The sequence below is a fragment of the Archangium lipolyticum genome, assembly GCF_024623785.1.
Lineage (GTDB): Bacteria > Myxococcota > Myxococcia > Myxococcales > Myxococcaceae > Archangium > Archangium lipolyticum.
On sequence record NZ_JANKBZ010000008.1, the window covers coordinates 89,760 to 101,560 of the forward strand.

Annotated in this window: 10 protein-coding genes; 7 read left to right on the forward strand and 3 right to left on the reverse strand. The window is 70.3% G+C overall.

Annotated elements, in window-relative coordinates:
* The first annotated feature begins 205 nt into the window (after positions 1-205).
* The 3 genes from NR810_RS19000 (at position 206) to recR (ending at position 1,945) form a co-directional block, all read left to right on the forward strand.
* Positions 206-940, forward strand: a complete 735-nt coding sequence (locus NR810_RS19000) for a DNA polymerase III subunit gamma/tau (protein ID WP_257454253.1) — start codon at positions 206-208, stop codon at positions 938-940.
* An 87-nt stretch (positions 941-1,027) separates the two neighbouring features.
* A complete protein-coding gene (locus tag NR810_RS19005) occupies positions 1,028-1,345 on the forward strand; it encodes a YbaB/EbfC family nucleoid-associated protein (protein ID WP_043399057.1) in 318 nt (105 codons plus the stop codon).
* Positions 1,346-1,351: 6 nt separating this feature from the next.
* On the forward strand, positions 1,352-1,945 hold the full coding sequence (recR, locus tag NR810_RS19010; protein ID WP_257454257.1) for a recombination mediator RecR: 594 nt from the start codon (positions 1,352-1,354) through the stop codon (positions 1,943-1,945).
* Between the two features lie 9 nt (positions 1,946-1,954).
* Here recR and NR810_RS19015 read toward each other — a convergent pair whose 3' ends face one another.
* The 3 genes from NR810_RS19015 to NR810_RS19025 are packed head-to-tail and all read right to left on the reverse strand — an operon-like array spanning position 1,955 to position 7,074.
* Positions 1,955-3,709, reverse strand: a complete 1,755-nt coding sequence (locus NR810_RS19015) for a protein kinase domain-containing protein (protein WP_257454258.1) — start codon at positions 3,707-3,709, stop codon at positions 1,955-1,957.
* Between the two features lie 9 nt (positions 3,710-3,718).
* The gene (locus tag NR810_RS19020; RefSeq protein WP_257454259.1) at positions 3,719-5,680 is read right to left on the reverse strand and encodes a FecR family protein; all 1,962 of its coding nucleotides are present in this window, start codon (positions 5,678-5,680) and stop codon (positions 3,719-3,721) included.
* On the reverse strand, positions 5,677-7,074 hold the full coding sequence (locus tag NR810_RS19025) for an MSCRAMM family protein (protein WP_257454260.1): 1,398 nt from the start codon (positions 7,072-7,074) through the stop codon (positions 5,677-5,679). The genes NR810_RS19020 and NR810_RS19025 overlap by 4 nt, the downstream gene beginning before the upstream one ends.
* 437 nt (positions 7,075-7,511) lie before the next feature.
* Between NR810_RS19025 and mglB the strand changes: the two genes are divergently transcribed.
* Genes mglB through NR810_RS19045 form a run of 4 tightly spaced genes read left to right on the forward strand, consistent with a single transcriptional unit; the run spans position 7,512 to position 11,800 of the window.
* Complete coding sequence (gene mglB, locus NR810_RS19030) at positions 7,512-7,991, forward strand: gliding-motility regulator GTPase-activating protein MglB (protein WP_204221035.1); 480 nt, start codon at positions 7,512-7,514, stop codon at positions 7,989-7,991.
* Between the two features lie 11 nt (positions 7,992-8,002).
* Complete coding sequence (gene mglA, locus NR810_RS19035) at positions 8,003-8,590, forward strand: gliding-motility regulator Ras-like GTPase MglA (RefSeq protein WP_204221036.1); 588 nt, start codon at positions 8,003-8,005, stop codon at positions 8,588-8,590.
* 44 nt (positions 8,591-8,634) lie between these two features.
* Entirely contained in the window at positions 8,635-9,423 is a 789-nt protein-coding gene (locus NR810_RS19040) for a dihydrolipoamide acetyltransferase (RefSeq protein ID WP_257454263.1), read from the forward strand.
* 10 nt (positions 9,424-9,433) lie between these two features.
* Entirely contained in the window at positions 9,434-11,800 is a 2,367-nt protein-coding gene (locus NR810_RS19045; RefSeq protein WP_257454265.1) for a tetratricopeptide repeat protein, read from the forward strand.
* The last annotated feature ends 1 nt before the right edge of the window (position 11,801 follow it).

Sequence of the window (11,801 nt, forward strand, 5' to 3'; positions counted from 1 at the left end):
CCCCACCCCGGCGCCTCGCGCGCCCGAGCCCGCCGTATCTTCCGCGGCGGCTCCGGCCCCGTCGCGTCCGTGGGAGGCCGCTCGAGCTCCATCTCCTGGTGGCCCCCAGCCCGCTCCGGTTCGCGCCCAGGCCCCCAATGGCATGCTGTCCCCCAGGACGGCCTCCGCCCCATCACCCCGCCCGGAGATAGAGGCCCGAGCGCCCGTGCCCTCGCAGCCCGTGGTGCGCGTGACGAACGTGCGCCTGCCTCCACAGGAGACACCTCCCGTCGAGGACGAGCGCCTCTTCCCCGAGGAGGGCCCGGCCGATGGCTGTGCCTCGGGCGAGTGCCTGCCCGACGTGCCGCCCGTCCCTGCCGCCGAGCCGGAACCAGAAGCCGAGTCCGTCCGGCCCTTCGACGTCCACCACGCCTCGCGCGCCGCGGCCCCCATGGCCGCTTCGGGCCGCGACAACCCCCGGCGTCCCCTCCAGGACCGGTGGCGCGCGGCGGTGGACACCGTGCGCAACGCCTCCGGCCGGCACGCCAAGTCGCTCGCGTGTGGCCGCCTTTTGTGGATTCGAGAGGGCGAGGTGGCGGTCGGCTACACGCCCAAGGACGGCTTCCACAAGACCACGGTCTCCGGCAACGGGCGCGCCACCGTCGAGAAGGCCCTCTCCGAGCACTTCGGCCGCCCGACGAAGCTCGTGGTGCAGGATGTCTCCGAGGCGGACAAGGCCGCGGGCCCCGACGCGGGCGCGGGCCTCATCAGCATCGCCGAGCAGGACGCCCAGGAGCGCACCGCCTACGAGAAGAGCACCGAGGGCCGTGTCCGGGGACACCCCGCCATCCGGGCCGCGCTCAAGTTCCTGGGGGGAGAAATCGAGCACATCCAGGTGTACGACCAGCCCGTGCGCCCGGCCGCCGCCCCGGCGAGCGACACTCCCGACGACAGCGCCTGACAACGGACGCGCACGACGCTAGGGTGCGCCCTTCGCACCATCCCGAGCGGTCCCCGATGCCCGCTCGCACGCCATACGAGGAAGCTCATGCCCGGCATCGACCTGAACTACTTCATTCGTCAGGCCAACAAGCTCACGGAGAAGATCGAGCAGCGCAAGAAGGAGCTGGCCGAAGAGACCGTCGAGGCCAAGGCCGGTGACGGCCGCGTCACCGTGGTCGCCAACTGCGTGCAGGAGATCAAGAGCATCAAGATCGACAAGTCGCTCGTCGACCCCAATGACCTGGGCATGCTCGAGGACCTCGTCACCGCCGGCGTCAACGCTGCCCTGGCGAGCAGCCGTGAGAAGATGCAGCGCGAGCTCGGCAAGATCTCCGGCGGCGTGAAGATCCCCGGCATTACTTGATACCGGATGACTCCTGATCCTCTCAACCGCCTGGTCGCCCAGCTCGCGAAGCTGCCCGGTATCGGGGAGAAGACCGCTCAGCGGCTGGCGTTCCACATCCTCCGCGCTCCAGGTGAGTACGCCCAGGAGCTGTCGCAGGCCATCCGCGAGGTGAAGGAGAAGGTGCACCTGTGTGCCCGGTGCTTCTCCCTCACCGACTCGGAGCTGTGCGGCTTCTGCCGGGACAACAAGCGCGACGAGCGCGTCCTGTGCGTGGTGGAGACGTTCGCGGACCTGATGGCGCTGGAGCGCACCCGGGAGTTCAAGGGCCGCTACCACGTGCTGCACGGTGTGCTCTCGCCCCTGGATGGCGTGGGCCCCGAGCAGCTGCGCATCAAGGAGCTCCTCACGCGGCTCGGAGACGGGCACGTCGAGGAGATCATCCTCGCCACCAACCCGGACGTGGAGGGCGAGGCCACCGCGCTCTACCTCACCCGGTTGCTCAAGCCGATGGGCATCCGCGTGAGCCGCATCGCCCAGGGCCTGCCCATGGGTGGAGATCTCGAGTACGCCGACCAGGCCACGCTGGCCAAGGCGCTCAGCGCCCGGCGCGAGCTGTGAGGCCCCCGGCTACCGCGTGACGCGGTAGCCGAAGGGCAGCACCACCGTCACTTCCTTGTCCCGGTGCGCGGGGAAGCGCAGGCGCTCCACCTGCTTCTCCAGGCACTTGCCCACGGGCCGTGTCGCCAGCGCGCCCTGGGTGGCCGCGTCCGCCTTGCCCGACGAGTAGATGGTGAAGCGCACCTGCACATCCCCCTCGTCCGCGGGCAAGTCCCGCTTGTACTGCTCGAAGCACGCCATGATGCGCGCCCGGTTGCGCAACACCACGCGCTGGACGTCCGCGGCCTCCAGGGACACGCGCGTCTTCGGCGAGCGCGTGGACGTCTTCTCCTTCACCTGGGGCCGCGGCTCCGCCTCGTCCGGGGGCCGTGCCCCCGCGGCCTCGGATTCGGGGACTGCCTGGAAGGGCGGTTGGAGCTGGGCGGCCGGAACCCCGGAGGCCTCTGGAGCGGGAGTCGAGGGCGGCGGAGCCACCGGAATCACGGAAGCCGGCGGCGGCGGAGCCACCGGGGCGGACGGAGCATTCCCGACATTGCGCCCCACCACGAAGGCCACACCCGCCAGCAACAGACCGCCCGCCACGGCCGCGACGAGCAGCCCCCGCCGGCGCGGAGCCATCACCACCGTGCGGGTGCCAGTCACGGGCTGGACGGGAACGGCGCTCGTCCTCGCCTCCGCGTGCGCGGTGGGCGTGTCCATGGGGCGGAAGAATGAGCTCTCCGCGGGGACCACCTCCGGAATGGAGTGCCCGGCCTGCCCCAGCGTCGTGAGCGTGGGGATGCGCGTCTTCTCCGTATAGCGCTGCTCGCCGAAGCTGCCGCGCAGGTACGTGGCGAGGTGCGCGTTGGTGGGCGACTGGGACTCCAGCGCCAGGATGCCCTCCAGGTCGTCCGCGAGCTCCGCGGCGGTGGCGTAGCGCCGCGCGCGGTCGAACGCCATCGCCTTGAGCACCACCGCCTCCAGCGCCGGAGACAGGTCGGAGCGCAGCGCGCTCGGCGGCTGGAAGTCGCCCGACAGCAGGGCGTTGAGCACCGCCAGATCATTGTCCCGGGCGAAGGGCCGCACGTGGGTGAGCGCCTCGTAGAGGCACACGCCCAGGGAGAAGACATCCGCGCGCCGATCCACCTCCTCGCCCCGGGCCTGCTCCGGCGCCATGTAGACGTACTTGCCCTTCACCACTCCGGTGCGCGTGTGGGCCAGGCGCGACTCGGCCTTGGCGATGCCGAAGTCCAACACCTTCACCTGGCCCTCGTACGTCACGTACAGGTTGGAGGGCGAGATGTCGCGGTGGACGATGTTCAGCGGCCGGCCCGACTCGTCGGTGAAGTCGTGCGCGTAGTGCAGGCCGCGCGCCGCGTCCGCGAGCACGCGCAGCACCAGCGGCACCGGCACGTACTCGCCCCGGAAGCTCGCCGTGCGCACCGTGGTGGAGAAGTCCTCCCCCGGCAGGTACTCCATGCAGATGAAGTAGCAGCCCTCGGTGAAGCCCAGCTCGTGGATCTGCACCACGTTGGGGTGCACCAGCTTCGCCGCCAGCCGGGCCTCGTCGCGGAACATCTCCACGAAGTCCGGCAGGCCCGACAGGTGGGCCAGCATCCGCTTGATGACGACATTGCGCTCGAAGCCGTCCGCCCCGAGCCGCTTGGCGAGGAAGATCTCCGCCATGCCGCCCTCGGCCAGCTTGCGCACCAGCACGTACTGGCCATAGGGCCGGAGCGCGTCGGCGTTCCCTGCAGGTTCCGTCCGGGCGCGAGGGGTCGTCATCTCAGGGCCTCACTTCAGCGTGCGCACCGTATATACGTCCGGTGCACCAGGGCGAGACATCTTGAATACGACAACGGGAGGCTGTCCCGCCGACGCCACCCAGGTATCGAACCGGTGTTTCGAGTCGAGTGCCAGGGGCTTGCCGTTCACGGAGAGTCGTGCATCCACCGGTGCCACTCCCGTCACGCGGACACGAGCCCCCGCGCGCTGCCCCTCGCGAGGCGCGCTGACGATGAGCGTGGGCACCGAGTTGTCGAACACGAGCTCCAGCTTGTTCATCCGCCCGCCGCGCAGCGGCTGCCCCTGGGGGCCCAGCGGGGTGATGGACCAGAGGAAGCTGCCCTCCTTCAGCAGGCCCGCGTCGAGCGGCACCTGCGGCGAGGTGGCGGAGCGCTCCGCCACGGGCTGCCCGAGCGCTCCGCTCCGGTACACCGAGACCTTGTAGGAGGCCGCGCCCGCCTCCGCCTGACAGGTGAAGGTGATGGCCGGGGGCTTGTCCTGGAAGAAGATGGTCGTCTTCTCCGGCCCCTCGGGCACCCGGTTGCGCAGCCGGCCCAGCTCGCCCTTGGGAGAGCGCTCCGGCCCGAAGGACGCCTGGCCGTGGGTCAGCTCCGAGCCGTCCGGCCGCCGCACCTTCCAGTACAGCGAGCCCTTCGCGGGAGCCGTCACGTTGACGAAGCCGCGGCGGGCCACGCCCGACAGCACCAGCCGCTTGAAGTCGGAATCCGAGGCCACCTCCACCTGGACCTCGCCCTCCTCCTCCCACGTGAGGGCCACCTCCGACAGGCGCCGGTGGAACACCTGCTGGCCCTCGCGCGAGGCCAGCACGACCGGTGCCCGCGCCAGCGACTCGACCCGCGCGGCGGCCTCGCCCTTCACGGTGGCGCGCTCGCCCGCGCGCAGGGGCGCCCGGGCCTCGCCACGCACCAGCGTCACGTCACCCGCGCGCGAGTCCACGGTGAAGCCATCCCCGGTGCGCCGCACGTCGAGCCGGGCGGCCCCGCTGCTCTCCAGCAGGAGCCCCGGCAACACCACGCGGCTGACATGGCCCGGAGCCAGCGTCAGCCCCAGCTCGCCCTTGAGCAGGTCCAACCGCGCCTCGTCCGTCGCGCCGGAGCGGGCCACGCCCTCCACCACCAGCTCGCCGCCCTGGCCCAGCGCGAGCGTGGACTCCGAGCCCTCCAGGTTCAGCAGCGCCGTGCCCTGACGCGCGCGCACACTGTCACCGGCCCCGAGCACCTCGCCCTTCCGGTCCACCCCGCGCCACCGGGCCTGGCCCTTCTGGCGCCACTCCGCGCGGCCCGTCCCGGCGTGCACCGTCACCCGCACGGGCGCCAGCTCCAGCACCCGCGTCGTCACGCTCTCGGCCTTCACCGAGACTTCCTGCCCCTGGGCGGCCCGCACCGTCTGCCCGTTCTTCGCCACCACCTCCACGGAGCCCAGGCGCACTTCCACGTGGCTCTCGTCCTGGCCCACGTCCAACCGCACCTCGCTCTCCTCCGCGCCCTGGCGGGTGAGGCCGAAGGGCGTGAGGAGGGTGAGCTGGACCCGCGGACCCGCCTTCCGACCCACCGCAACCGCCGGGACCCGCGACAGGACGAGGCCGCGCGACACCATCACCACCACGCCGGTCGAGTCCTCGTCGAGGATGAAGCGCGCCTGCGCCCCCACCTCCACCGTGCGCCCGTCGGCGAAAAGCACCGTGGCGCTCGCGCCATCACCCGTCTCCACCGCGTCACCGCGCAGCAGGGGCCCCTGGCTCGCGGGTGCCTGCTTCCCTCCGCGCTCGAGCCGCACCTCGCCCGACATCGACGCGAGCCGCGCGAGCTCGGCCACGCCCGCGTCCACCTCCGCCGTCGCGGGAGCGGGCGCCACCGGCGGGGGCGCGGGAGGCAACGCCTCCTCCTCTCCACACGCGGCGGCGAGCAGCAGGCACAGCGCGGAGACGAGGGGAAGGCGGAAGGAGCTCACCGGGTCTTGGGAAAGAGATCGACGTTGAAGATGGCCTGCTCGCCGTCGCCCACGGTGATGACCTTCGTTTGAGACAGGTGGCCGGGAGCCGAGAAGACGAGACGATACCTACCTTGCTTGAGCTGGACCTGGAAAGTCCCCCTGGCGTCCGTGCGGCGGCGGAGCTTCGCCTCCGGGATGAAGAGCCGGGCCTGGAGCGGCTTCCCCCCACGGACGCTGCGTACCTGACCGGACAAGGTAGCGAGCGCTCCCTGGCGCCCATGGGTCAGTGACACGGACAGTTGCGACACGATGCCCGCGGCGATGACCACGGCCTCCTGCTCGGCGCGGAAGTCCGGGGCCGACACCTTCACTTCCAGTGGACCCGGTGGAAGCTCCTTCAGGAGGGCCAATCCCATCTCGTTGGTGGTGACCTCGGTACCACCCACGGTGACGAGCGCGCCCGGCAGGGGCGTCCCGTTGCGCCCATCCACCACGAACACCTCCAGGGTGCCCACGCGCGGCAGCGGATTCGTCCGCAGCACCAGCTCCGAGCGGCCACCGGCCGTCACCGTGGTGCGAGCCTCCAGGGGCAGATAGCCCTCCACGTCGACGCGAACGAGCACCTCACCCGGCGGCAGCTCCACCCCCGTCAACCGCCCGTCCGCGCCGAGCACGCGCGGCGCCTGCCCCACGCCGCCCACGGTCAGCACCACGCGGGCACCGGGCAGTGCCTTCCCCGACCCCTCTTCCACCACCGCGAGCACGAGCTCCCCCAGCCGCGGCCGCGAGGCCTCCCCACCCCCATGGGTCAGCTCGAACGCCAGCCCCGCGCGGCTGAGGACCTGCGAGGACTTCAACCCGTCCGCCGTCGTCAGCTCGTCACGCACGTACTGGTAGTCCAGCACCAGCGCCCCACCCCACTCGCCCCGCCGCATCACCGGCACGAGCAGCGCGCCACCGGCCGCGAAGCCCGTCGACGAGGCCCCGAGGGCCACGGGCACCTCGCCACGCACCTCCGCGCGCAGGCGCCAGGGCAGCGGCACGAGGACGCGAGCCCCCACCAGCGCGGCGTGGCGCGCCGAAGCCACGAGCCGTGCTCCTCCCTCGGCGCTGGCGAAGGTGGGCAGCTGCGCGAAGCCGTAGCCGGCGCTCACCTCGGCGCGCACCGGCCCCAGCGAGACACGCGCCGCCGGGCCCACCGAGGCCCGCAGCAGTCCCCCTCCGGTGATGAGCCGCGTCTCCTTCGAGAGGCTGAAGCCCTCGCGCTGCACGCTGGCCCACGCCCCCCACCAGCCCTCGCCGAACACCGCGGCCCACAGCGCCACGTCGTTGGGCGTCATGCCCCCATAGGACACCGCCGGCCCGGCCTCCTGGGCGCCCTCCCGGAAGGTCAACCCGTACCGCAGTCGCACCGTGGCGCGCTCCACGGACGCTCCCTCGGCCCTGGCGGTGATCGGCCCCCCCAGGGTGAGCACAAGTAGGAGAATGGAAAAAAAGGGGCGCGGAAGGAACGGCACGGCCAGAGTATAGTGAAGACTCGACAGGTCCCCTCGAAACAGGAAGCGCCCGATTTTCCCCGGCACCCCTTCATGCACGACGCGCTCCCCGGCTCGGCCCGGGCACCCCTACCCCAGGCGCTGGGCAGGCGGCCTCTGTGGGCATGTGCCTGCATGCCAGCCCCGGGAGCACGGGCTTCCACGGAAAGAGGTGGCTTCTTGCCGGGTTGAAAGGGCTTTGCTAAAGCTCCCCCGGTCGGGAGCGCCGCACCTAACCTCCGAAATTCATTCCGGAAACCTTCGGGGGCCGCGGGAGTCAAGGTCGAGCGAGACGCTTAGGAGCGTAAACGCCCATGGGCACGCAATTGGTGATGTATGAAGAGGAGTTCACCAAGATCAACGCAGTTTGCGACCGGCTGACCAAGGACGCGAACGCGAAGGTGGTGTTCCTCGTCGACAAGAACGGGCAGCTCATCTCCTCCGCGGGTCAGACGCAGAACATCGATACCACCTCGCTGGCGTCACTGACGGCCGGTAACGTGGCGGCGATGGGCGGCCTGGCGAAGTTGATCGGAGAGAACGAGTTCCCCCATCAGTTCCACGAGGGGGCGAAGGACTCGCTCTACATGACCATCGTCGGGAGCCGGGTGGTGCTCGTTGTCATCTTCGACAACCGGACCAGCCTCGGCCTGGTGCGCCTGCGCATCAAGAAGGCCAGTGACGAGCTGACCAAGATCTTCGAAACTCTGGTGAAGAAGACTGACGGTCCCGGGGTCGGCTCGCCGTTCGCCGAGATTTCCGACGACGATATCGACAACCTCTTCAGCGAGTAACCCGGGAAGCCATGTCCTTCATCAACTACTCGTCTCGCGAAATCAACTGCAAGATCGTCTACTACGGTCCCGGGTTGTGCGGGAAGACGACGAACCTGCAGTACATCTACAACAAGACCGCCGCGGAGACGAAGGGCAAGCTCATCTCGCTCTCGACCGAGACGGACCGCACGCTCTTCTTCGACTTCCTCCCGCTGTCGCTGGGTGAGATCCGCGGCTTCAAGACGCGCTTCCACCTGTACACGGTGCCGGGACAGGTCTTCTACGACGCCAGCCGCAAGCTCATCCTCAAGGGGGTGGACGGCGTGGTGTTCGTGGCCGACAGCCAGGTCGAGCGCATGGAGGCCAACATGGAGTCGTTGGAGAACCTCCGCGTCAACCTCGCCGAGCAGGGCTACGATCTGAACAAGATCCCCTACGTCATCCAGTACAACAAGCGGGACCTGCCCAACGCGGTGACGGTCGAGGAGATGCGCAAGACGCTCAACCAGCGCAACATCCCCGAGTACCAGGCGGTGGCGCCCACGGGCGTTGGCGTGTTCGACACGCTCAAGGCCGTGGCCAAGCTGGTGCTGACGGAGCTGAAAAAGGGCGGCTAGAGACGTCTGGCGGTCTCGCGGCCGCCAGCAGACGAGGTCGCTCCGTGCGCTCCCCTTCCTCCATCCACGTGCTGGCCCTCGCCAGCACGCTCCTGTGGGCCCCTGCGTTCGCGCAGACGGGCCCTGGTGGCGTTCAGGCTCCCGCTCCCGCAGCCAGCCCCGCTCCCACGGCCTCCACGGCGGCGGCGCCAGCGCCCGCGGAGCCTCCTCCCGGGCAGACGGCGGACGAGGCCTTCAGGACCCGGGTGAGGACGCTCGAGGAGCAGGTCGTCGACCTGAAGGAGAAGGTCTTCCGCTCCAAGGCCCGCCTGCAGCTGTTGCAGGAGACGGTGCTGGGAGGAGACCTCTCCACCGGAGCGAGCGCGGTCATCTTCCACCGCAACGAGATGGGAGACTCCTTCATCCTGGAGTCGGTGGCGTATGCGCTGGATGGCGCGCCCATCTTCACCCGCGCGGACGAGAACGGCAGCCTGGCCGAGCCGGAGGAACTGGAGATCTTCAAGGGCCGCATCGTGCCCGGCCAGCATCAGGTCGCCGTGCGGCTCGTCTACCGCGGCCATGGCTTCGGGGTGTTCAGCTACCTCGAGGGCTACCGCTTCAAGGTGCAGTCCAGCTACACCTTCAACGCGGAGCCGGGGAAGGTGACCACCGTGCGCGTGGTGGGCTTCGAGCAGGGAGGGCTGACCACGGATCTGAAGGATCGGCCGGCGGTGCGCTACGACATCGGCACGGCGCGCGACTCGAGCCCACTGCCCGCCCCGGATGCCGCGCCCGCCGCGGGTGCGCCCCCTCCTCCTCCGACCGCCACGGCCCCCGCCGAGACGAAGAAGTAGAGGGCCGGCCTTGAGCACGTCGCGCCTCCCAGCCCTCCTGCTCGCGGCGGCCACCTTCGCGGCCCCGGGGCCCGCTCGCGCCAAGGAGACTCCGCCCGCCCCCGGCCCATCCGCCGCCGAGCTGTCCGCGCGGCTGGAGCGGGTCTCCGGACAGGTCGGAGCGGCCGAGAAGGAGCTCCGCTTCGTCGAGGCGCAGTACACCGAGCGTCCCGAGCAGAGCGAGGACGAGGTCCGCCTGCGGCGCTTCTCCGACGGAGAGCTCCAGTACCTGATGAGCGACTGGGGCGCCGCGTCGGTGCTCTTCTACGACCTGGTGGGCGACCCGAAGTTCCGCGCCCACGAGCGCTACCCGGACGCGCTCTTCTACCTGGCGGACTCGCTCTACCAGCAGAAGAACTACATCGCCGCGCGCATCTACCTGCGCGAGCTGCTCTCCCTGAAGGACACCCGCCGCTACCGGGACGCGCTCACGCGCTACCTGGAGATCGCCGGCAGGCTCAATCAGTTCACGGGGCTCGACGTGCACATCCAGAAGGCGCGGAGCCTGTCCGGTGGGCAGATGCCGCCGGAGCTGGAGTACGTCTACGCCAAGTGGCTCTTCAAGCGGACGGACCTGCCGGACAAGGAGCGGCGAGAGCGGACCCGCGCCATCTTCCAGTCGCTGGCCAGCACGCCCGGCGGGCGCTTCCAGAAGCAGAGCGCGTACTTCCTCGGCGTGCTGTCCGTGCAGGAGGGTGACTACGCGGGCGCCGTGGAGCACTTCCGTCCCCTGGTCTCCGCGACGCCGGAGGCGCCGGAGCTCGCCGGGCTCGAGGACCTGGCCAACCTCTCCCTGGGACGGCTCCTCTACGAGCTGGGCCGCCATGACGAGGCGCTCGACCATTACTCGCGGATCTCCCGCCAGAGCGAGTCCTTCGTCGAGTCGCTCTACGAGATCGCCTGGGTCCACGTGAAGAAGGGGGACTTCGAGAAGGCGAAGAACGCCATCGACATCCTCCTGCTGGTGTCGCCCGACGGCGCGCTCGCGCCCGACGCCCGCCTCCTCCAGGGCAACCTTCAGCTCAAGATGCGCAAGTACGAGGAGGCCACCTCCGCGTACGAGGACGTCATCAGCACCTACAAGCCGGTGCGAGACCAGGTGGACGCGCTGCTGAGGGTGAACCAGGATCCCATCGCGTACTTCGACAACCTGCTGGCGAACAACGAGCGCACGTTGGACGTCACCATGCTGCTGCCCCCGCTGGCGCTGAAGTCCGCCACCACCCAGAAGGAAGTGGCGGACGCGGTGCGGATGGTGAAGGACGTCGACACCAGCCGCCAGGGAGTGGACGACTCGCGCGCCATCGCCGTGCGCATCCTCCAGGCGCTCGACGAGCGCGGCCTCCAGGTGTTCCCCGTGCTGCAGGAGGGCTACCTCCGGGCGGAGGCGGTGGACAGCGCGCTCGCGAGGGCGGAGCAGCTCCTGGTGCAGGTGGAGGCCGACGTGCTGCACAGCCGCCTCACCCCCGAGGAGCACACCGCCCTGGAGGGCGTGCGCCAGGAGCGGGAGGCCCTGCGCGCCCGCTTCGCCAGCCTCCCCGCCAGCCAGGAGGAGCTCGAGGCGCGGCGCGAGCGGTTGCAGACCCAGGTGGACGAGCTGGACCGCGAGGCCTTCCGGCTGGGCCATGAGCTGCAGAGCATGACGGCCATCTCCGCCGCGGTGCGCAAGTGGGTGCAGGACACGCGCGAGCAGCGCAGCGCCACCCCCGAGGAGGAGAAGGCGTTCCTCGACCAGCTCCGCCAGGAGGAGGAGACGGTGACGGTGCTCCTGGACGAGGTGCGGCAACTGCGCTCGCGCCTGGCCGACGAGCGCAACTCCGCCACTGCCTTCGTCTCGGGTGAGGGAGTCATCCGCGCGAAGTACCGCGAGACGCTCGAGCGGGAGCACGCGTTGCTGAGGGCCGCCGAGGACCGGCTGTCCGGGGACGACGCGGAGCTGGTGCGGCACACCCACGAGGTGCGCCAGCGCTCCGAGGCCCTGCGCGCCCGGGTGGAGCTGGCCCGGCAGGTGCTGCGCGCCCAGGTGGAGCGGCGTGGCAAGGTCATCCGGGACAAGGTGCTGGCCGAGCAGCAGCTCCTGCAGGGCTACGACCAGGAGGTGGCCAGCATGTCCGGCGACGCGCGCAACATGGTGGGCCGCATCGCCTACGAGAGCTTCCAGAAGGTGCGCCAGCAGTTCTATGACCTCGTCCTCAAGGCGGACGTGGGACTGGTGGACGTGGCCTTCACGCGCAAGCAGGACAAGACGACGGAGATGCAGAAGCTGTCCGCGCAGCAGAGCGAGGAGCTGCGCGCCCTGGAGAAGGAATTCGAGGGAGTCCGCGAGGACGCCAACTAGA

Bases quoted from the DNA above. Each gene is read 5' to 3' on its own strand.
- NR810_RS19005 (WP_043399057.1), top strand. From the start codon at position 1,028: ATGCCCGGCATCGACCTGAACTACTTCATTCGTCAGGCCAACAAGCTC.
- NR810_RS19015 (WP_257454258.1), bottom strand. From the start codon at position 3,709: ATGACGACCCCTCGCGCCCGGACGGAACCTGCAGGGAACGCCGACGCG.
- mglB (WP_204221035.1), top strand. From the start codon at position 7,512: ATGGGCACGCAATTGGTGATGTATGAAGAGGAGTTCACCAAGATCAAC.
- recR (WP_257454257.1), top strand. From the start codon at position 1,352: ATGACTCCTGATCCTCTCAACCGCCTGGTCGCCCAGCTCGCGAAGCTG.
- mglA (WP_204221036.1), top strand. From the start codon at position 8,003: ATGTCCTTCATCAACTACTCGTCTCGCGAAATCAACTGCAAGATCGTC.